17 protein-coding genes and 2 tRNA genes are annotated in these 19826 nt (G+C 67.1%); 9 read left to right on the forward strand and 10 right to left on the reverse strand.

What is annotated here, in order from left to right; genetic code table 11:
* Positions 1-14: 14 nt before the first annotated feature.
* The 3 genes from ACWDV4_RS23460 to ACWDV4_RS23470 form a co-directional block, all read right to left on the reverse strand.
* Positions 15-728, reverse strand: a complete 714-nt coding sequence (locus ACWDV4_RS23460) for a DsbA family protein (RefSeq protein ID WP_449982326.1) — start codon at positions 726-728, stop codon at positions 15-17.
* Positions 715-1245 (reverse strand): MauE/DoxX family redox-associated membrane protein, encoded by a 531-nt coding sequence (locus ACWDV4_RS23465; RefSeq protein WP_449982329.1) that lies wholly within the window; start codon positions 1243-1245, stop codon positions 715-717. The genes ACWDV4_RS23460 and ACWDV4_RS23465 overlap by 14 nt, the downstream gene beginning before the upstream one ends.
* A gap of 258 nt (positions 1246-1503) precedes the next feature.
* Positions 1504-2088 carry a sigma-70 family RNA polymerase sigma factor gene (locus ACWDV4_RS23470; protein WP_449982332.1) on the reverse strand — a complete coding sequence of 195 codons (585 nt, stop codon included), beginning with the start codon at positions 2086-2088 and terminating at the stop codon, positions 1504-1506.
* Positions 2089-2212: 124 nt separating this feature from the next.
* Here ACWDV4_RS23470 and ACWDV4_RS23475 point away from each other — a divergent pair, with 124 nt between their 5' ends.
* The 4 genes from ACWDV4_RS23475 (at position 2213) to ACWDV4_RS23490 (ending at position 7199) form a co-directional block, all read left to right on the forward strand.
* The gene (locus ACWDV4_RS23475; RefSeq protein WP_449982335.1) at positions 2213-2848 is read left to right on the forward strand and encodes a hypothetical protein; all 636 of its coding nucleotides are present in this window, start codon (positions 2213-2215) and stop codon (positions 2846-2848) included.
* A gap of 35 nt (positions 2849-2883) precedes the next feature.
* Positions 2884-4551, forward strand: coding sequence for a copper resistance CopC/CopD family protein (locus ACWDV4_RS23480; RefSeq protein ID WP_449982338.1), 1668 nt, complete (start codon positions 2884-2886; stop codon positions 4549-4551).
* Positions 4552-4567: 16 nt separating this feature from the next.
* The gene (locus ACWDV4_RS23485; RefSeq protein ID WP_449982340.1) at positions 4568-5305 is read left to right on the forward strand and encodes a YcnI family copper-binding membrane protein; all 738 of its coding nucleotides are present in this window, start codon (positions 4568-4570) and stop codon (positions 5303-5305) included.
* Between the two features lie 184 nt (positions 5306-5489).
* The gene (locus ACWDV4_RS23490) at positions 5490-7199 is read left to right on the forward strand and encodes a hypothetical protein (protein WP_449982343.1); all 1710 of its coding nucleotides are present in this window, start codon (positions 5490-5492) and stop codon (positions 7197-7199) included.
* Between the two features lie 332 nt (positions 7200-7531).
* On the opposite strand, the gene ACWDV4_RS23495 is transcribed toward ACWDV4_RS23490, so the two are convergent.
* Positions 7532-8836 carry a glycosyltransferase 87 family protein gene (locus ACWDV4_RS23495; protein WP_449982345.1) on the reverse strand — a complete coding sequence of 435 codons (1305 nt, stop codon included), beginning with the start codon at positions 8834-8836 and terminating at the stop codon, positions 7532-7534.
* Between the two features lie 67 nt (positions 8837-8903).
* Between ACWDV4_RS23495 and orn the strand changes: the two genes are divergently transcribed.
* The 3 genes from orn (at position 8904) to ACWDV4_RS23510 (ending at position 10301) form a co-directional block, all read left to right on the forward strand.
* The gene (gene orn / locus ACWDV4_RS23500) at positions 8904-9500 is read left to right on the forward strand and encodes an oligoribonuclease (RefSeq protein ID WP_449982348.1); all 597 of its coding nucleotides are present in this window, start codon (positions 8904-8906) and stop codon (positions 9498-9500) included.
* A gap of 95 nt (positions 9501-9595) precedes the next feature.
* Positions 9596-9668: transfer RNA gene (locus tag ACWDV4_RS23505), tRNA-His, on the forward strand.
* A gap of 339 nt (positions 9669-10007) precedes the next feature.
* Positions 10008-10301 carry a hypothetical protein gene (locus ACWDV4_RS23510; protein ID WP_449982351.1) on the forward strand — a complete coding sequence of 98 codons (294 nt, stop codon included), beginning with the start codon at positions 10008-10010 and terminating at the stop codon, positions 10299-10301.
* A gap of 159 nt (positions 10302-10460) precedes the next feature.
* Here ACWDV4_RS23510 and ACWDV4_RS23515 read toward each other — a convergent pair whose 3' ends face one another.
* Together ACWDV4_RS23515 and ACWDV4_RS23520 are read right to left on the reverse strand one after the other, a co-directional pair.
* Complete coding sequence (locus ACWDV4_RS23515; protein ID WP_449982354.1) at positions 10461-11747, reverse strand: Ig-like domain-containing protein; 1287 nt, start codon at positions 11745-11747, stop codon at positions 10461-10463.
* A gap of 196 nt (positions 11748-11943) precedes the next feature.
* Positions 11944-13209: an Ig-like domain-containing protein gene (locus ACWDV4_RS23520; RefSeq protein WP_449982357.1), complete on the reverse strand. Its 1266-nt coding sequence runs from the start codon at positions 13207-13209 to the stop codon at positions 11944-11946.
* Between the two features lie 192 nt (positions 13210-13401).
* On the opposite strand from ACWDV4_RS23520, the gene ACWDV4_RS23525 reads away from it, so the two are divergent.
* Positions 13402-13474: transfer RNA gene (locus ACWDV4_RS23525), tRNA-Lys, on the forward strand.
* 165 nt (positions 13475-13639) lie between these two features.
* Here the strand turns inward: ACWDV4_RS23525 and ACWDV4_RS23530 are convergent.
* Both ACWDV4_RS23530 and ACWDV4_RS23535 read right to left on the reverse strand, forming a co-directional pair.
* Positions 13640-15637 (reverse strand): LamG-like jellyroll fold domain-containing protein, encoded by a 1998-nt coding sequence (locus tag ACWDV4_RS23530; protein ID WP_449982360.1) that lies wholly within the window; start codon positions 15635-15637, stop codon positions 13640-13642.
* A gap of 198 nt (positions 15638-15835) precedes the next feature.
* Positions 15836-16036, reverse strand: coding sequence for a hypothetical protein (locus ACWDV4_RS23535; RefSeq protein WP_449982363.1), 201 nt, complete (start codon positions 16034-16036; stop codon positions 15836-15838).
* 691 nt (positions 16037-16727) lie between these two features.
* On the opposite strand from ACWDV4_RS23535, the gene ACWDV4_RS23540 reads away from it, so the two are divergent.
* A complete protein-coding gene (locus ACWDV4_RS23540; RefSeq protein ID WP_449982366.1) occupies positions 16728-17507 on the forward strand; it encodes a hypothetical protein in 780 nt (259 codons plus the stop codon).
* A 277-nt stretch (positions 17508-17784) separates the two neighbouring features.
* Here the strand turns inward: ACWDV4_RS23540 and ACWDV4_RS23545 are convergent, their stop codons facing one another.
* Both ACWDV4_RS23545 and ACWDV4_RS23550 read right to left on the reverse strand, forming a co-directional pair.
* Complete coding sequence (locus ACWDV4_RS23545; protein ID WP_449982369.1) at positions 17785-19056, reverse strand: S8 family peptidase; 1272 nt, start codon at positions 19054-19056, stop codon at positions 17785-17787.
* A 454-nt stretch (positions 19057-19510) separates the two neighbouring features.
* Positions 19511-19780 carry a hypothetical protein gene (locus tag ACWDV4_RS23550; RefSeq protein WP_449982371.1) on the reverse strand — a complete coding sequence of 90 codons (270 nt, stop codon included), beginning with the start codon at positions 19778-19780 and terminating at the stop codon, positions 19511-19513.
* Between the last annotated feature and the right edge of the window lie 46 nt (positions 19781-19826).

The following is a 19826-nucleotide window of genomic DNA, read 5'->3' on the forward strand; positions in this document are numbered from 1 at the left end:
AAACCCCCTGAAGACTACTTGTTGGCCGCTGCCACCGCCGCCGTGATCGCCTCGGCGCTGGTATCCACCCGCTTGCCCGCGACCAGCACGGTCGGCGTCTGGTTGATCTGCGCCTTGGCCGCCGCGTTGGTGACGTGCTGGGTCCACGGCTTGTACTTTCCGTCCCGGACACAGGAGCCGAAGCTGTCCTTGTTCAGCCCGACCTCGGCCCCAATGTTGATCAGCTCGGTGTCGCTCAGGCCCGCTCCTCCCTCGGGTGGCTGCCGCTCGAACAACACCTTGCTGAACTCCCGGAACTTACCCCCCTCGGCGGCGCAGGCGGAGGCGGCCGAGGACCGGGTCGAGTAGTCGGTGGTCGAGTAGCGGTCGAGGTAGGCGACCGGACGGTAGATGATCCGAACCTTACCCTCGGCGACGAGTTGGTCCATCGTGCCGCCGATGCGCTGCTCGAACTGCCCGCATCCCGGGCAGATGAAGTCCTCGTAGACATCGACGGTGACCGGCCCGGAGCCCACCGCGATGCCGGTGCCATCTTCGATGGCTCCCGGTGGGGCGGTGTATTCGCCGCTCTGCTGGCTGGCGTACACCCCCCAGCCGATCAAGCCGGCGATGACCAGCGCCGAGACCGCGATCACCGAGGTCCACAGGGTGCGCTTCCGGCGCCGCTCCCGGGCGAGTTGCTCGCGTACCACCCGGGCGGCGGTGCGCTGCCCTTTACGACTGCTCATCTTTCTCCTCCGGAAGGTGTCCACCGGCCAGCCAGGCGTCGATGGACAGCGGTGTGCGTGGCCAGCTCAGCAGGATTCCCGCGAGGATCAGGAAGCCCACGTCTCGAAGGATCTCCGTCCCGTACTGCGGGTTCTGCCCGGCGGCCAGCTCCCCGCCCCCGCCGAAGCAGCCGCAGTCGATGTTGAGGCCGCGGGACCAGGCGGAGACGATGCCGGCGATGAAGACCACCAGCAGCGCCGTGGAGATCCCGGCAGCAAGTCGGGTGGCCAGCCCGGCGAGCAGGAGTACGCCCAGGGCGATCTCCACCAACGGCAGCGCCGCGCCCACCACCATCGCCAGGTCGTACGGCATCACCTGGTAGGCGTTGACCGCCCGGCCCGAGCCGGCCAGGTCGCCGACCTTCGAACCACCCGCGGCCAACCACACCGCAGCCAGCCCGAGTCGGGCGGCCAGGCCGATCCAGGGCAGGGCGCTACGCCATCGGAAACCGCGGCCGGTCGCGAGAGTCACGGTCATTAGTCGTGCCGATCTCCAAAGAAGTTCCGGCTGTGCCAGGTCTCACTGTGCCGTCTCCACCACACTCGGTGGCCCGGTCGGGGGACCCGAATCGACCGGGCCGGCGGGCCCCTACCGGATCGGGTCCAGCGGCCCTGGCCCCGGCCGGTTGTCGGCGCGTATCGTCGATCGGCTCAGCCGGCCGGTGGTCACCGTCCGGATCGGCCGGCCTGCCTGTTCCGCCGTCCGGATCGGCCGGCTTGTTCGGCCGGTCGAGGGTCAACTGGCCAGCGCGTCGCCGACCGCTTCGACCAGCTCGGCCCGGGCCCGGGCCACCCGGGACCGGATGGTGCCGACCGGCACCCCCTCCACCAGGGCCGCCTCCGCGTACGACAGTCCCAGTACCTGGGTGAGCACGAACGCCCCCCGCCGGTCGGCCGGCAGCCGGCGCAGCAGGTCCGCAGCCCCGAGCTGCCCGGCCGGATCGGGGTACGGATGGTCGGTGTGCGCGTGGGCGGTCAGCCGCTCATCGAGCCGTCGCCGCCGGACCACCGTACGGAGATGGTCGGCGCAGGCCCGACGGGCGATGCCCAGCAGCCAGGTACGGGCACTCGACCGCCCCTCGAACGAGGGTAACGCCCGAAAGGCCCGAAGGTAGGTGTCCTGCGTAAGATCGTCGGCACTGTCCGGATCGACCAGTGCGGCGGCGAACCGCCACACCTCGGCCTGGGTCACCCGTACGAAGGCCGCCTGCGCCACCGGATCCCCGTCCCGGGCCGCCAGCGCCCAGTGCGTGGCGGTTTCCAGCGCGGAGCCGGCCGCATCGGCCGGGTCAGCCACGAAGTCACGCTGGGCGGGGATCACGGCAACCCAGGGTACGCGGCCAGCCCGGGCCTGGGCGTGCGGTTCCTGACCTGCCATTTTTCGCCCTGAACCGGGGAACTTTTTCCACCATCGCACCGACTACCCAGTCATGACATGCGACAGGGTGCGAATCGCGTTGTCCGCCCGGCTCGACGGGGAGGACCCGCAGGCCCCGACGACCGTGCTGGACGGCCACCTGACCAGCTGCCTGGCATGTCGGACCTGGCTGACCCAGGCCGAACAGGTCACCCGATTGGTCCGGGTACGGCCGGCCGAGGTCCCCGACCTCACCGCCCAGGTGCTCGCCGCGGTCGCCGCCGATCCCAAGGCCGCCGCCGCCCGTAACCGGCGGACCGACACGGTGTACGGCACCCGGCAGATCCTGCGTGTCGCCGTGGCGGTGGCCGCGGTGGCGCAGCTCGCCGTTGCGCTGCCGATCCTGCTCGCCGGGTTCGGCGTCGGCGTCGACCCGCACGTCAGCCGGGAGATGGCCTCCTTCGACGTGGCGCTCTCGGTGGGCTTCGTGCTCGCCGCCTACCGACCCGAACGGGCCCAGGCGTTCGTACCGGTCGCCTTCGTGTTGGCGGTCTGCCTGGCCGGCACCAGCATCGTCGACATCGCCAACTCCACCACCGCCCTGGTGCACGAGATCGGGCACCTGGCCGCCGTGGCCCAGGCCGGGCTGCTGTGGGCGTTGGGCCGGGTCAACCGGCGCACCGACCCGCCACTGGCCGCCGCCATGACGACGGGCCGCGGGTGACCCGAGGTCGCGCGGCAGCCGCCGGTTCGGCGAGCATGTCGGGCATGACTGTCGCGAAGAATCGGTGGCCCGCGCGTGTCGCCGCGACCTTCGGGCTCCTGGTGATGGCGCTCGCCCTGCTGGTTGTGCCCGGTACGCCGGCCAGCGCGCACGCGGTGCTGGCCAGCAGCAGCCCGGTCCCGGACACCGTGCTGTCCAGCGCCCCCACGGAGGTGGTACTCACCTTCACCGAGCCCGTCCGCCAGGTTCCCGGCAAGATCCGGGTGCTCGGGCCGGACGGGTCCCGGGTGGACCGGGGCGAGCCGAAGTTCGACGGCCCGGTGGTCAGGATCCCGGTCGACCCAGGCGGAGCACGTGGGACGTACCTGGTCAGCTACCGGGTGATCTCCGCGGACAGTCACCCGGTGGCGGGCGGCTACACCTACTCGGTCGGGGCGCCGAGCACTCCACCGGCGGACAGCGACACCGGCAGCGCCGTGGACCCGGTGGTCGCCGTGGCGGTGCCGGTGGCGAAGTACGTCGGCTACATCGGCCTGGTCCTGCTGGCTGGTGTGGTGCTGGTGCTCAGCCTGCTCTGGCCGCAGCGACTGTCCCGGCACCGGGCGGCTCGGCTGGCCTGGACCGGCCTCGGGATGGTGGCCTTCGCCACCCTGGCCGGTCTGTGGCTACAGGTGCCCTACACCAACGGCGGCGGTCTGTTCAGCGTCGACGGGAGCGCCCTGGGCGACGTGCTGGGCAGCCCGTTCGGCGCGGCGCATCTGGTGCGACTGGGCATCCTGGTGGCGATCGCCATCCTGCTGCGTCCGCTGCTCGCTGGCCGGTCCGGGCGGGTCGACCAGTGGCTGCTGGTAATCCTGGGCCTCGGTGCCCTGTTCACCTGGCCGATCGCCGGGCATCCAGCGGCGTCACCCGTTCCCTCGGTCTCGGTGGTCGTCGATGCCGTCCACCTGGGCAGCATGGCGATCTGGTTGGGCGGGCTGACCATGCTGGTCGCCGTCCTGTTGCGCCAGGCAGACGAGCGGGAACTCGCCGCGATCATGCCGGTCTGGTCCCGCTGGGCGACGGCTGCCGTCTCCGCCCTGGTGCTCGCCGGCACCGTGCAGGCCCTGATCGAGGTCGGCACCCCGGCCGCCCTGGTGTCCACCCGGTACGGCTGGTTGCTGCTCGCCAAGGTGGGACTCTTCGCCCTGGTCATGGCGGTGGCCGCGTACTCCCGGCAGTTGGTACGGCGACGGGCCGCGGCCGACCAGCCGGGTCGGATCCGGCGGGCGGTCTGGGCCGAGTTGGGGATCACTGCGGTGATCCTGGCGGTGGCGGCAGCCCTGGTACAGACCACACCGGCCCGGACCGCCGACGCGGACGCGCCCGGCGGCGGCACGATCGGCTACTACGCCACCACGTTGACCAGCAATCTCTACAGTCTCGAACTGGTGGTGGACCCGGCCGAGATCGGCAGCAACACCCTCCACCTGGATGTCTTCACCCCGGACCGGAAGCCGCTGCCGGTGGTCGAGTGGCGGGTCACCGCCGCCCTGCCGGCCCAGGGGATCGAACCGATCGAGGTTCCGCTGTTGCCGCTCACCGACAACCACGCGACCGGGGAGATCAAACTGCCGACCCGGGGGGACTGGCAGTTGCGCATCACCGTCCGGACGTCCGATATCGACCAGGCCACGGTGACCGCCACCGTACCCATCAAGTAGCAGAGGTAGGTTCGCAATGATCCGTCACCGGCGTACCGCGGCAGCCGCGGTTGCTCTCGCCATTGGCGCTGCCGCCACCGGCGTACTCGGGTTCGCCGCGCCGGCGTCCGCGCACGTGTCGGTCAACCCCAAGGAGGCGAACCAGGGCGGATACGCCCGGGTAGCGTTCCGGGTGCCGACCGAGAGTGACTCCGCGTCCACCACCAAGGTGGAGATCAACCTGCCGGAGAACGCTCCGATCGCGTCGGTGACCACCATGCCGGTGCCCGGCTGGTCGGTGGAGGTCGAGAAGCGCAAGGTCGACCCGCCGTTGGAGGTGCACGGCAGCCAGGTCAACGAGGCGGTGTCGAAGATCACCTGGACGGTGACGGACGAGAACGCCGCGGTCAAGCCGGGCCAGTTCCAGGAGTTCCCGGTCTCGATGGGGCCGCTGCCGAAGGTGGACAGCATCGTCTTCAAGGCGTTGCAGACCTACTCGGACGGCAACGTGGTGCGCTGGATCGAGGAGCCGACCGCCGGCGGGGAGGAGCCGGAGCACTCGGCACCGGTACTGAAGGTCACGGCACCGGATGCCCTGGCCACCAGTGGCACCGCGTCTTCGGCAGCTGACGCGAAGGTCGACGACGAGGACGGGTCGACCGGTGTGGCGTTGGGGCTGGGCGTCGCCGGTCTGGTCGCCGGTGTGGCCGGGCTGGTGCTCGGTGGGCTGGCGTTCGCCCGTACCCGGCAGGCGGCGGCACCGCCGACCAGCTGATCGTCAGTTTGCGCTGCCCCTGATCGTCAACCTGCGCTGTCTCCGATCTTCGTTCTGTGCTGGCCCGCCGGACATTCCGGCGGGCCAGTTCCGTTTTGCGGCATTGTCTTGCTAAATCGTCCGTGTTCGGGTGGTTTCTCTCTGTATGGTCGTCGAGGTACTGTGACCAGGAGGGAAGACGCGGATGCGGTTCGGGCGCGCCATAGTTGGCATCCTGTTGCTGATCATCGGGCTGCCGGGGCTACTCGTCGGCGGCGCACTGTGGATGGTGCTACAGCACCGGGACGACAGCGGTGCGTTCAGCGCGAGCATGGAAAAGTTGGACACCCCCGGGTACGCGGTGGTCGTACCCGATCTGGCCGCGCTGTTGTACCGGGATGCCCCGTTCACCAGGGCCGATCAGGGTCTACTGCGGCTCACCGCACAGACCCCCGACGGAGCGGTCTTCCTCGGCCTGGCCCCCGCCAACACGATCACCGACTACCTCGCGGAGACGCCGTACGTGGCGATCGACCGGGTGGCGGTGACCCAGGGCCCGCTGCCGGTACGGGTCAAGCCGGTAATGCCGGTACAGAGCAGCCTGCCAGGTCCAAACACGAGCCCGGCGTTCGGTGACGAGCCGTTGATCGAGCCGCCCCAGGCCCAGTCGTTCTGGGTGCAGCGGGGATACGGGACGATTGACATCGACCCCTCCGCCCTGCGTGACCAGCAGCTCAGTCTGGTGCTGATGCGCTCCGACGCCGAGCCCGGCATCTCCCTGGATCTACGCGCCGAGGTACGCACCGCATGGCTGGATCCGATCGCCTGGGGGTCGCTCGCCGCTGGCGTCGTGTTGACCACGCTCGGGATCGCGGTGCTGGTCTGGCGAAGCCGCCCCCGTGAGGTGGTCTTCGTGGTCGAACCGGACCAGGTGCCGCTGTTGGCCGCCCGAGTCGGCGTCTCCTCGTTGGCCGAACTCGGCCGGGCAGGGCGGGCACGGGGAACTGTGCCAGTCCTCGAAGGCTCTCGTGGCGTTGATGACGGCCTTCGTGCTGTCGATGATGACCCTGTCGCTGGTGGTGACCGTTTCTTCGACGGCGAGCTTGCCGAGGATTCTGTCGCCGACGTAGTCGATGGTGGACCGGCGGAACTGATGCCACCCACCTGGCCGGTGGAGACGGTGGAGACGATGCCCGTCCAGCCGATCGAGCCGGCACTCATCCCGGGATCCCGGCCGGTCACCCTGGCCGACATGGTGCCCTACCTGCCGGCAGGGGCAGAGCGGAATCGGCAGCTGGGGAGCGCTCCGCCGGTCCGCTTGGCGCTTTCCTGGCCGTCCCAAACTCCCGGCCAAGTGGCCCCGGCCCCGGCTGTTCAAGCCGCGCCGGCACCAGCTGCTCAGGCTGCCCTGGAGGCGGCCGCTCAGGCAGATCCGGTACCTGTAGCCGCCGTTCCGGCCGCCCCGGCACCTGCTCAGGCTGCACCTGCTCAGGCTGCACCGGCACCTGCGCCCGCTGCCCTGGAGGTGGCTGCTCAGGCTGCCTCGGTCCCGGTTGTTCAGGCAGTGCCGCTACCCGTTGCACAGGCTGCGCCGGCACCTGCACCGGCCCAGGCAGGGCCGAACGACCCGGCCCGAGCCGGTGTGGAGGCGGTCGCCCGACCGGTGGCGAACCGGCTGAAGGGATGCCGGACCGTAGGCGAGCAAGCCACCCCGGAGATTGCCCCGGCTGTGTCAGCTCCCCGAGACCCGTTGGCCCGGCGAGCCGTGGGAGTCGCGGTGGCACAGGGCGCGTCCGTCGCTGGTGGTGGACCGGAGCGGGTCGCCGGCAACCTATTGGCTGAGGAGACGGCCGATGAGGTCCGGCGGCGCAACGATGCCAAGCAGGAGGCGCCGACCGGCCCCGGATGTCCCTGACTCGGTGTCTCGACGAGGCGTCTCGACCCGCTGTCTCGGCCCGGTGCCGAGGGCTGTCCCAAGCGCGTTGACCCAAGCGCGTTGACCCAGGCGAGTGGTGCTCGTGACCCAGGCTGAGTGGTGCTCCGTGACCCAGGCGAGTGACCTTCCGCGAGTGGCCCTCCGCGAGTGGCCCTCCGCGCTGCCGACACGGAGGGCCACTCTCACCGGGGGATCGGTGCACTGAAGGGATGTCTCGGGAGGGATGTCTTAGGTTGTTGGCACCAGATTACCCGCGATGAGGAGAGTCGGGTAGATCTGTCCATTTAGCGCAAGTTCGACCATTGGCTACCTTAGCCCGTCGCCGGTACGGTGACCGTCTTCGGCGATGGGGCGGTCTCGCGTCGGATCGGCAGTACGACCAGCAGCAGCAGCGCCAGCAGCACGTACATGTTGCGCAGGACGAACTCGACGGGCGAGTTGGTTCGCTCGGCGGCCACTCCCCAGTCGTAGTACGAGACCACCCCGTAGGCGATGCAGACGTACACCACGGCGGCCAGGACCAGTAGGGGCGTCCGACGCTCCCGCCCGACCCCGCTCAGCCCCGGGCCCAGTGGCCCAGATGGCTCCTGAGCCGGCTGCCGTAGTCCCGCGTCGACCAGCACCACGATGGCCGGGATGAACCAGTAGACGTGGTGCGTCCAAGTGATTGGGCTGACCAACGCGCCGACCAGCCCGGTCAGCGTCAGGCCGGCGAGTTCGTTCCCGGCGCGCGCCGCCCGGGCCGCCCGCCACAACCCGTACCCGGCCGCGATCGCCACCAGCCCCAGCCAGAGCAGTTGGTTGGGCTCGTCCGGGATGGAGAATCGGCTGAGCATGCCGAAGAGCGACTGGTTGCCGGTGTAGTCGGTGCGGCCCACCCGGTCGGTCGCCCACAGCTCGTGCGTCCAGAACCGCCACGAGTCACCGGGGGCGATTGCGGCGGCCAGCAGCGTGGCGCCAGCTGCTGCCGCGCTGGCCACCACCGCCGCCCGCCAGCGGCGGCTGACCAGCAGATAGACGATGAAGATGCCCGGAAACAACTTGAACGCCGTCGCCAGCCCGATGCCGACACCGGCCCAGCGAGACTTCCGGGGTACGGCAATCAGCAGGTCAGCCAGGATCAACACGATCAGCAACATGTTGATCTGACCGAAGGTGATCGTCTCCCGGATGCTCTCCACCGCGACGACGGCCGGCACGGCCAACCCGATCGCGAACCAGCGGGACAGCCGGTGCCGGTCGGCGACCGGGGCGACCAGCCACCAGGTGGTCACTATCACTGCGACCACCGTGAAGACGGTGAAGATGACGACCGTGGCGCCGAGCGGGAGGCCCGCGAACGGCCGCAGCAGCAGGGCCGCGAAGGGCGGATAGGTGAAGTAGAGCTCGCCCTGCACCCGGTCCGGCTGCACGTAGTCGTAGAGCGGATTGCCCTCCGCCCACCAGCGCATGGCGTTCATGTAGATGTGCAGGTCGAAGAAGTTGTGCGGGCTGGCGAGAAGGTAGAGCACCGGTACCAGGGCGATGAGGACGGCGATGCCCACGAGTCGGCGCGCGGTCCTACCGCCAGGATCGTCTTCGGCGGTGACGGTGGGCGCGGCGGGATCTGCAGGCACGGGAAAACCCTAGCGGTCGGTTCTGGCTGCTGTGCTGAGGCGCGAGCTCCTAAGCTGCGCGTAGGCTGTGGCCGTGGCTGATCTTCTTGTCTGGATCGACTGTGAAATGACCGGGCTTGATCTCGGCAAGGACGCGCTGATCGAGGTCGCCGCGCTCGTTACCGATCCCGATCTCAACGTCCTCGGTGACGGCGTGGACGTCGTCATCCATGCCGACGACGAGACCCTGGCGGGCATGCCGGAGATCGTCCGGACGATGCACGAGCGCTCCGGGCTCACCGAGGAGGTACGGCGTTCCGCGGTCACCTTGACGGAGGCGGAGGACATGGTGCTCGACTATGTCACCAGCTTCGTCAAGGATCCGCGCAGCGCGCCGCTGTGCGGCAATTCCATCGCAACCGACCGGGGATTCCTGGCCCGGGACATGCCCCGGCTCGACGCGCACCTGCACTACCGCATGATCGACGTCTCGTCGATCAAGGAGTTGTGCCGGCGTTGGTATCCCCGGGTCTATTTCGGGCAGCCGGCCAAGGGGCTGGCGCACCGGGCGCTCTCCGACATCCGGGAGAGCATCCGGGAGCTGGAGTACTACCGGCGGACGATCTTCGTACCGTTGCCCGGCCCGGACGTGGAGACGGCCAAGGGCATCGCGGCCGAGCTGTAACCCGCAGATGGGTAACCCGCTCGACGTGAGGGGCGGGGATATGGCTATCATTGGTCGGCGCCCGCCCGGCAGGCAACTTCCGGACGGTCGACATGGTGGCTGTAGCTCAGTTGGCAGAGCACCGGGTTGTGGTCCCGGGTGTCGTGGGTTCAAATCCCATCAGTCACCCCGTATGTAACGCCAGATCAGGGTCGGTTTTCACCGGCCCTGATCTTTGCGTTGGGGGCACTGTAGGGGCACTGCGCCGGAGATCTTGGCCCGAAGGGGTGAATAGCATCACGGCGTGCATGTCACCAATCCGCGCCTCGTACGGACGCCCGGGCGATCGAGCGGGCGGAGTCGCTCGCCCTTCCCGCCGGGCTGGCGGCACTCATCACCCAGGTCCACGGCGTCGGGTCCGTTGACGCGTTCGCGATCCCGGCGGACTACGGCGGTTTCGTACGCGTCCACGGCGGGGGCCTGCGGACCGTCGGCGACGATGGCGCTCCGGACCCGTACGGGTGGGAGGTGTACCGCTTCTCCACTGCGCTTACAGCCACCGCCGGCTGCTACGAGAAGACCCTCGCGCTCCTGGCGGACGAGGATATTCCGGAGTGGGAGGGCGAAGCCTCAGTTGCGGCGATGCGGGAGGTCGGGGTGTGGCTTGAGATCGGCGGGTGCGGGCCGCGACACCTGCACTTCCTCTGCTGTGACCGGTCCCGCGTTGGATTCGGGCAGGTCTACGACGTCAACGACGGTGATCCGTCGACCGGGCTGGTCCCCGACAGAAGCTGGGGCACCTTCCACGAGTACATCGCCTGACGGTATCGCTCAATGTGGGTCGCCGCAGACCGCCAGTGCTTGCCCTTGCTGACAAGCCGGCAGCGGGATGCTCGTCCATCACCGGTGCTTTGGGGGCGGAAACAGTGGTGTCCGGCCCCTCCCGGGAGGAGGGACCGGACACCGTCATGCTCTGCCGGTTCAGTTGGTGGGCGATCCGCTGGGGTCGCCGCCGCCCGGAGTGGCGTCGGTCGACGGCTGGTACGGGAGCGCGCTGCCCTTGACGTACTCTTCCCAGCTCATGTTCCAGTCGGTCCAACCGTTGCCGTTCTGGAGCTTGACCTCGGTGTTCTTGACGGTGATCGGGTCACCGACGCGGGTCTGGTTGAACAGCCAGGCGGCGTTGGCGGTCGACATGTTGACGCAGCCGTGTGAGACGTTGCGCTTGCCCTGGTCCGCTACCGACCACGGGGCGGCGTGGATGAACTCGCCACCCCAGGTCAGCCGCTGGGCGTACTCGATGTCGGTGATGTAGCGGTTTGCCGGGTCCGGCTCGTCCATCGTGTTGAAGACGGTCTTCTTCAGCTTCTCGATGATCACCATCGTGCCGCTGGAGGAGGGGGTGCTCTTCTTCCCGAGGCTGATCGGGATGGTCCGGATGACCTTGCCGTCCTTGGTGACGGTCATCTGCTTGGTGCTGTTGTCGACCACCATGATCACCGAGGAGCCGACCTTGATGTCGAGGGTGAGGTCGGAACGGCCGTACCAGTTGTCGCCCATCGGCAGCCCGCCGAGTTGCGCCTTGTACGAGATCTTCGTGTTCGCCTGCCAGAATTCCTTCGGCCGGAAGTTGACCTCGTTGGGCTTGACCCAGTGCCAGATGCCCTCCTGCGGAGGATCGCTCTGCACGGTCAGTCGCCGCTGTACGTCATCCCGGTAGTCCTCGGGAATGTTGCGGCTGAAACTGAGCCGCAACGGCATGGCGACCCCCACCACTGCCCCGTCACCGAGGAAGCTGCTCACCCGGATCTGGTTGGCGGGCTTGGCCATGGTGGTGAAATTGCTGGTCGTCGTGGCCGGCTTACCGTCGCTGCCGGTAGCCGTCACGGTCGCGGTGTAGGCGGTGCCGTACTTCAGTTGCGCGTTCGGCAGCCAGGTCTTGCCGTCGGTGGCCAGCTTTCCCTCGACGACCGCGCCAGCGGCGTCCTTGAGCTCAACCGTCGGGTTGGTGGCGTCCTGGGTGGTGAAGCTGATCTCGGTGGAGGTCGGTACGTCCTTGGCGTCCGCCGCCGGTGTGGTGATCGTCGCTGCGGACTTGGCGGCGTTGTCGTCGCCACCACCGCGCCAGGCAGGCCCACCGCCGTCGCCGCTGCTACACGCGGCCGAGGTCAGCGCCATCGCACCGGCGAGGAGAGCTGCTGCGATCATCCGGGCCGGCGTACGCCTTCCCGCGCCGTTCCGTATCCGCTGGCTTCGACTCGCTCGCATGATTCCCCCACACTCCGGAATGCCGTAGCCCATCGTCTCTCACCGACGCGTCAGGACCAATTTCGGTTGCCGGCCGTGAACAAAAACACCGACGAGATATGTGGACATATCGGATAACCAAAATTTGTCGGTAGTTGATTGCCCCGGTCTGGTGGTATTCCTACCAACCGGACCGGGGCAATCACCAATTGCGTGCTCAGGCAGCGGGGGAAGGCGTGCCCGCCGCGCCGGGAGAAGCGAGATCCGCCGGTACGGGCAGCGCGCTGCCCTTGATGAACTCCGCCCACGACAGGTTCCAGGCGGTCCAGCCGTTGCCGTTGGAGAGCTTGACCTCGGTGCCGGTGATCGTTATGGGGTCACCGACCTTGGTCTTCTCGAACAGCCACTTCGCGTTGGCCGTGGCCACGTTGACGCAGCCGTGTGACACGTTCCGGCGGCCTTGGTCCGCCACCGACCACGGGGCGGCATGGATGTACTCGCCACCCCAGGTGAGCCGCTGGGCGTACTCGACATCGGTGACGTAGCGGTTTGCCGGATTCGGGTCGTCCATGGTGTCGAAGGTCGTCGCCGCCTTCTTTTCCATGATCACCATCGTGCCGCTGGACGAAGGAGTGCTCTTCTTGCCCAGGCTCACCGGCATGGTCTTGATCAGATTGCCGTTCTCGTAGACCGACATCTTCTTGGTGGCGTTGTCGACCTTCAACTCCATCTTGTTGTTGCCGATCTTCCCGGTGGCCTTACGGTCGACGTTGCCGTACCGGCCGTTGCTCAGCGGGATGCCCTCCAGACCGATCCGTACGCTGATCGTCGTCCCGGGCTGCCAGTACTCCGGTGCCCGGTAGAAGGCCTGGGTGCCACTGCTCACCCAGTGCCAGGCGCCCGGCTGCGGCGGGTTGGTGCTGACGAACATCCGCTTCTGCACCGCAGCGCGATCCTTCTTCGGGATGCCCGGCGAAAACTCGACCACCACCGGCATCGCCACGCCGTACGTCTTGTCGTCGAAGAGATACAGCCCCGAGCCAACCTGCGACCTGGGCTTGCTCATCGTGGTGAACGACGTCGTCTTCGTCTCGGTCTGCCCCGTGGAGTTGGTCGCGGTGACCGAGGCGGTGTAGCTCTTCGAGTACTTCAGGGGAGCCGCCGGCACCCAGGAAGAGCCGTCCTCGCGCAGTGCCCCCTCGATCTTGCCCCCACCATCCATCGTCAGTGTGACGTCGGTAACCTTGCCGCCGGCCACCGTCGTACCGATCTCCGTGCTGACCGGCTGCTTCGCAGCCCCGGTCCCCGGGGTGATGCTGAGGCTCAATGGTTCGGCGGGTGGTGTGGGACTGGCGCTGCTGCCGCCCTCTGTTGTGCCACCCCCGTTGATGCGCGGCTCCTCCGAGCCGCAACCGGTCAAACCCAGCGGTACCAGCGTCACCAGAGCAGCCGTCACTGCCCAGGCCCGCGTGAACTTGCCCATTCCCACCTCTGTTCACTCGCGTGGCTCGGAGCACATCGTGCCCCACGAGCGCCAGAAATTTGTGCCCCGCTCGCAAATTTTGACGGTTTTCGGCCCCGGTGTCCGGTGAACGGCTGAGGCCCGTACCGGGGAGGCGGAACTGATTGGAGACCCCCGCCGAGGGCATGTTAAGGTTTTCCCCGTTGCCAACGAGCGCCGCTAGCTCAACTGGCAGAGCAGCGGACTCTTAATCCGCGGGTTCGGGGTTCGAGTCCCTGGCGGCGCACGGCAAAGGCCCAGGTCAAGGCATAATCGCCTAGACCTGGGCCTTAATCATTTGATGCCAGTACAGCCACCTCCGAAGTCCCGGCTCGCCAGCTTGGACGAACCGGGACCCTGCGGGGATTGCCGTCGGCTTACCTCGCTCCGCGACCGCACCTCGGCGCTGTCGTCAGAGACCCAAGGCGGCGCGAGGTATCCCGTCGACGAACGGGGTCAGCCGGTCGTGCCACTGGGTGGCGTACAACTGTTTCTGGTAGCGGGCAGCGCCGTTTTCGTTCAGCACCCACACCATGCCGTCCGGACCGAGCGCAATATTCTCCGTAACGCTGACCAGGCGGGCGGCCACCGAGGTCGTACCGCCCGCGCAGAACCGGACGAGCTGACTCGGCACGCGTACCGGTGGCAGACTGTCCGGGTTGCGCTGCCGGTTGGAGAGCACAAAGCAATCCGCCGTGCCCGGCAACCGGGCCAGCCCCTGAATTTGCCATTCGTTGAGCGGCACGCTGATCGTCGCGTCAGGAGCGGCTCCCGGATTCGCCACCGCGCCGGTCGCCGTGAGGTCGTACCGGTTGATCGTGTTGTTGGCCTCGTCGCCAGCCACCCCGTAGAAGCCCACCATGTAGAGCGCGTTGGTCTCCGGCGAGTACGTCAGACCGGAGAGCGAGGTATGCACCGCGACGCCGTCAACCGGCCGCAACTCGTAGACGGGCGGGATGTCGTACGCGGGGTTGCCGGCGTCGATGGGCTGGCGCCGGGCATCGTCGATGTGCGGGGTGAAGCGGTACAGCGTGCCGTACGGGCCGGTGTAGAGGTAGCCGTGCGCGAAGGCGATTCCGCCCGCGTGCCAGGGATTCACGCCGTCGACCTGGAGCTTGTAGATGGCGGTTACCCGGAACGTGGTGAGGTCGGCCTCGGCCACCACCACCGGGCAGCGCACCGGGGCGCACTTGCCGTCCGGTGGGTTCAGCGCCGCGTCGGTCGCCGTGCCGCCGGCCGGGACATGGTTGGGGTTGGCGTAGTAGTAATGGATGAACATCCGTCGCCCGTCCTCGCTGACCGCCAGGCCCTGCGGGACGTAGAAGTCGTTGAGCAGGGGGATGCCCACCCGGGCGGCGATCTGGCGCATCTCCGGGAAGCGCGGCTGGGACTCGTTCGCCGGGTCGCGTTCGGAGGTGGTGATCCGGCGGGCGAGGCTCCAGGTCTTGTCGTTGGTGCCGGTGCGCTCCGGTACGGCCAGATAGTCGTGGTAGCTGGGCGCGCCGAAGTAGCGTCCGCCGTCGCGCAGCGGCGGAGTGGCCAGGACATTGTGGTCCACCTGGTAGTTGTGCACGACCACCGCGTGGATCTCACCGGCGAAGAATGCCGGTGCGAGGACACCCGCGTCCGGCTCGGCTCCGACCGCCGGGACCGAGGTCGAGTTGGCGAAGGTGAAGTCGCCGTTGCTTGCCAGCCACTGGTAGTCCACCCCGACCTGCTTGTAGTCCAGATAGAGCCGGGCTCGGGTGGTCGGCCGGGACACCGTCGAACCCGACGGGGTGTACGGCACGCGGGCGATCGCCAGCGCCGCGTGATGCCACTGGCCGTCGTTCAGGTCCGGCCCGGACGTGCTGACGATCGTCTGTCGTACGCCCGCGCCGGAGGCGGGCTGCATCGTGTACGAGCCGCGCAGCCGCCCGTCGTAGTAGTCGAGCGCGAAGCCCTTCCCGCCCTCGGTGTTGGAGAAGAGCCGCACCCTGCCGTTGGCCCCGGGCGTGGCCCGGAACCACACCTGGATCGTGATGCCAGAGCTTGCCTGGGTGGTGATCGGCGTGGTACCGATGACACCGTCGTCCACCCCGTCGAGCGGCAGATACGAGTACGCCCCAAACGGCGCTGGCCGCTCGATACGCCGTACCGCCGTGCCGCCCTTGAGCTGCACGCCACAGACGTTCGTGCCGCATTGTGAACCGGTCGAGACGTTGTCGGCGCGGTAGCGGAAGATGACCGCCGTGTTGGCACCTTGGGGATCCCAGCGGGGGACATCCCAGCGCACGTCGGTGTTGACGCTGACCGCAGCGGCAGGGATCACCCCCGGTGCCCCGCTCTGCGCCTGGGTTGTGCCGAGCCCGACGGCGAGCAGCGCCACGACGAGGCTGGACGAGAGCCACCAACGAATCCTGTCGAACATGTTCCACCGCTTCTGCGCCGGCTACGGGTGCGAAGGGTCGATCTTATAGTGGTCGATGCCGATTTCCGCTGAGGCAAATCGAGACAGTCGCGCGTGCGATTGCCAGTCCCATGCGTCGCCTACTCGACCTCGCAGAGCAAGGCGCAGTGCGGCAGGTGGGCGACCGTCGGGAGGCCGGACGTCCCGGAACGGCGCCGGTCAGTTCCACTCCCAGAAGCAGCCCTGTCGGTGCTGAAACGTCGGCGGATCAACATCCGGCATCAGCCCGGCGCGGTGCTCGGCCCGAGCGACCTGTCCGGCGATCCGGGCGGCCATCCGATCAGGCGCGGACCAGCGGTGGTTGATGAACCAACGTGGCGGCGAGTTGTACCAGCGCAGGCGGATATCTGCCTGGCCCACTCCTCAGCCGAGTTGATGGTGTGTCCGTCGCGGATCAGCCGGGGCACTGTGAGCGCGGTATCGATCCATGCAGCCCCAACGGCCGGGGTTGCCCAAGCCACGATCCGTACCCGGCCAGCATCGACGAGCATGTTCCGGGGAGTCTGGTCGGTGTGCAACAGCGTGTCGCCGTCCACGATCACTGGATCGATTAGCCCTGCCCAGCGGGCCGCGAACGGGCGTACCGGTAGCGGTGCAGGGGTCCGCCAACCCTTGGCCTCGACATGCCACCGAAGCGTGGGTGCCACACCGGCCGGTAGGTGCCCGTTGAAACGGATCTCGTTTCGCAATATCCACGCCTTGTCGGCGTCGACCGGTACACCCTTGCAGAACAGCGGGCCCGAGGTGGTGTGTAGAACCTCGGCTAGCTGACAGGCAGATCCCGCTCCGGCCGGGGACGCCGACCGGACAACACCGACTCGATCCGCTACTTGCCGAACCGACCGACTCTCGGTGCACCCTGGACCGCCACGGGGACTCACCCCACTACCCCGGGTTTGACCTGTTGATTTCCTGCGACCGGTGGCGCGTGACGTGGTGTTGGGCGGGTAACCGGCGGTGCCGGGGGTTTTGTGGCGGATAACCGGTTGTAGCTGTAGGAGGCCGCCGCGTCCGTAGTGCGGCAATGCATGTGATGAAGGGGTGGAGAGGGATGCCTTTCGAAGTTGAGGTCATATTAGAGGGAATTCACAGCGGGCTGCAGACCGAAAGTGACGAGGCGGATATCGATCTGGAAGTCCGTGGCACCCTGGGCGTATGCGTGGGGCCGCCGCCCGGTAACAATCGAGTGTGTCACACGTTGTTCAGGAGGGCGGACGACGAGGGTGTAAAAATAGATTTCCTCGAAACCTTTCCTATTGAGGTTGGCCGCAACGTCGACATCCATCCGGGCGAAATTTTGAGGATAGGTGGTCATTTAAAGGAAGATGACGATTTTAGTAAGGACGACGACTTTGGAGATCGCGGGATAACGTTCGACCATGACTATTTCAAGGACAAGGACCAGGGCGTACGTCACCAGATAGAATATCCGAATCTCGCTGGTCAGCAGGTTTTCGTTTTCTATCGGCTCCGCAAGATAAGAGACTTGGGTGTGCAGCCGGATCAGCCGAAGCCCGACACCATTCAAGCGTTGGGTCGTATGGGCGTGGACTTCAGTGTCGAGGAGCCCGCGCTCCGTAGCTGGTTGGCCGATCCAGTTCACACGCCTTACCCGGCAATCGCTGAAGCGCTCCTGCGTCTGGGGCGGACGCTCGTCGCGCCGGTCTTTCTCGACGTCATAGTCTGGAACTACGAACACACTCCCGGGGTCTCGTCCCCGCGTAACGTCGCCGACGTGCGAGACGACGTCCTGAAAGCAGCAATCTCGGAAGGCTACAACGTGCGCTACGGGCAAGCGGTGAAAGATTTCGTGCAAATCCTCAAGCCCTGATGGTCGGATCTACCTGTTCAGAGGCGATCGAATTGCTCCCCATCTGGATCGTTGAAAGCCGGGGTTCTCGCCCAATCCAAAATGTCGTTCGTCAGTCCAGGTATGGATGCAGCGGCAGGATCGGGCTTAAAGCAAAACGCGTGGGGTCCTCCGGGTAGATCGGCTCTTTCGCAAGAACCTGTCTACGGAGGACCCCACGCCCTGTTTCAACGGCATTCGTTATGAACGCCATGCCCGAGCCATCCCGAATCGGGCCTATAACGTCCTGCGGGGTCGACTATGGGGTGACATCAATCGGACGGCGCTTGCCCGGTGGCAGGAGTGGGCCGCGTACGCCCGCATCTCCGACGTAGAGCAGCTTGTTCGGCGACTCATAGCCGGCATCTACCACTGCGTTCGAGGTCGCGTCGTTGACCAGCTTGTTACGTACCTGTGCCGGGGTGTACGTGGGATTCTTGGAGAGAATGAGTGCCGCCGTACCGGTCACGTGCGGACTCGCCATCGAGGTACCGCTGATCGTGGCCGTAGCACTGTCCGAGCTGTTCCATGCGGAAGTGATCAAGGAGCCGGGAGCGAAGATGTCCAGGCAGCTGCCGACGTTGGAGTAGTTCGCCCGCGAGTCGTTCGAGGTGGTGGCCCCGACGGTGATCGCGTCGGGGGTGCTGGCCGGCGACTTCGCGCAGGCGTTGCTGCCGTATTCGTTGCCAGCGGAGACGACAAAAGTCACGCCGTCGGCGATCGAGGCGCTCACCGCGTCGTTGAGAGACTGAAAGAAGTCACCGCCGAGGCTCATGTTTGCCACCGCCGGCTCACCCGGGTCGTGGTCTCCGGTCACCCAGTCAATGCCGGCAATGACCTGTGCGTACGTTCCATTGCCCGTGTTGTCGAGCACTCGTACGCCAATCAGTTTGACCGACTTGGCCACGCCGTACGTCGAACCGCCGACGGTGGCCGCCACGTGTGTGCCGTGACCCTGGCCGTCGTCGGCGCTACCGCCGTCGATGGCATCGAAGCCGGAGCTTGCCCGGCCGCCAAAGTCGCTGTGTGAAAAGCGAATGCCGGTGTCGATGATGTACGCCCGCACGTCCCAGCCCTGGTTCGGGTAGGCGAACGAGTTGTTCAGCGGCAGAGGGCGCTGGTCGATCCGGTCCAGTCCCCAGGACGGGGTCGGTGTTTGGGTGCCATCGATCGACACCGTGTGATTCTGCTGCACGTACTGCACCGACGGGTCGGCGGCGAGGCGTCGGGCAGCCGACTCCGTCAAATGTGCCTCGAAGCCGCGCAGGGCGTGCTGGTAGGTCCGGGCGACCCGGCCACCATGCCGCCCTGCGAGCGTCTGCGCGGCGCTGTCGACCTTGTCGGCCGTCAGTCCGCCGTCCTTGAGTACGACGATGTAGGAGTCGGTGACCGCGGTAGAACCGCCAACGTTGAGGATCTGCCCCTCAACAGGCGCAGCCTGGGCGGGCAGGCCGAAGGCGATAGTGGTGACGGCCGCAACGGTGGTAGCGCCGAGGCGCCACCGACGTCCGGCTGATGGCGTGAGTGCCATGTCGGGTGCTTCCTTCCCCCCGTAGTCAGATCGATATGCCGCTGGTGTCGCACGGCGAATGACTGTGCGGTCGGCGACAGAGCCACTTGGCCCAGCAATGGGTGGCGGAAAGTGAGCGGGGAATGTCCCGACAGCGACGTGATCACTCTACACAGGACGGATGACGAATTAGGCCGCCTCAACGCCACCCGGGCTACGGCTTTACGTCGTTTGACCAGCACCCATCAGGAGAAATCAACCAGGAAACGGGCGTATCTGTCCAAGTGGGAAGCCGCCCGGGGTCTTTATCCCCTTCAAGGAAGAGAATCCATCGGGCGTAATGATCTTATTGAGACGAAACGGTTTGGTTTCCTATATGAGTGAGTAGCGGACGTGGCGGGCGTGGAAGTAGCCGCGTACGGTGTGGGGTTGACGTTGGCGGCGGTGCAGGAACCGGCGAGCCTCGTGGGCCAGGTCATGGCACGACGTTCAGCAGCAGGAACGTGTCACTGCCGTCATCTGGGGCCAGCACCACACCGCGCCAGAAGTCGTTGACGCGGATGGTCCGCATTCGCTGATCCCGGGCGTTGTTGACCGATTCCAGGTGCAGCCCTTTGTCGGCGTGCAACTCGGCGATGCTGAGGTGCTGGAACTTCGCCATCGCCTTGCGTACCCCGGCCCTTACCGGCTTTTCGAGGACGTCGAAGCTCTCCCAGAAGCTGTTGGCGAGGGCGAGTTGCGGCACGGCGTACTTCCAAAGTGGCCGGTCGATGACGGCGGATGTAACGCTA

The sequence above is a fragment of the Micromonospora sp. NPDC003197 genome (genome assembly GCF_053590565.1).

Excerpts from the sequence above, each read along its gene's own strand:
- ACWDV4_RS23460 (WP_449982326.1), bottom strand. The coding sequence starts at position 728 with ATGAGCAGTCGTAAAGGGCAGCGCACCGCCGCCCGGGTGGTACGCGAG.
- ACWDV4_RS23465 (WP_449982329.1), bottom strand. The coding sequence starts at position 1,245 with ATGACCGTGACTCTCGCGACCGGCCGCGGTTTCCGATGGCGTAGCGCC.
- ACWDV4_RS23480 (WP_449982338.1), top strand. The coding sequence starts at position 2,884 with ATGTCGGGCATGACTGTCGCGAAGAATCGGTGGCCCGCGCGTGTCGCC.
- ACWDV4_RS23485 (WP_449982340.1), top strand. The coding sequence starts at position 4,568 with ATGATCCGTCACCGGCGTACCGCGGCAGCCGCGGTTGCTCTCGCCATT.
- ACWDV4_RS23490 (WP_449982343.1), top strand. The coding sequence starts at position 5,490 with ATGCGGTTCGGGCGCGCCATAGTTGGCATCCTGTTGCTGATCATCGGG.
- ACWDV4_RS23515 (WP_449982354.1), bottom strand. The coding sequence starts at position 11,747 with ATGCGAGCGAGTCGAAGCCAGCGGATACGGAACGGCGCGGGAAGGCGT.
- ACWDV4_RS23520 (WP_449982357.1), bottom strand. The coding sequence starts at position 13,209 with ATGGGCAAGTTCACGCGGGCCTGGGCAGTGACGGCTGCTCTGGTGACG.
- ACWDV4_RS23530 (WP_449982360.1), bottom strand. The coding sequence starts at position 15,637 with ATGTTCGACAGGATTCGTTGGTGGCTCTCGTCCAGCCTCGTCGTGGCG.
- ACWDV4_RS23540 (WP_449982366.1), top strand. The coding sequence starts at position 16,728 with ATGCCTTTCGAAGTTGAGGTCATATTAGAGGGAATTCACAGCGGGCTG.
- ACWDV4_RS23545 (WP_449982369.1), bottom strand. The coding sequence starts at position 19,056 with ATGGCACTCACGCCATCAGCCGGACGTCGGTGGCGCCTCGGCGCTACC.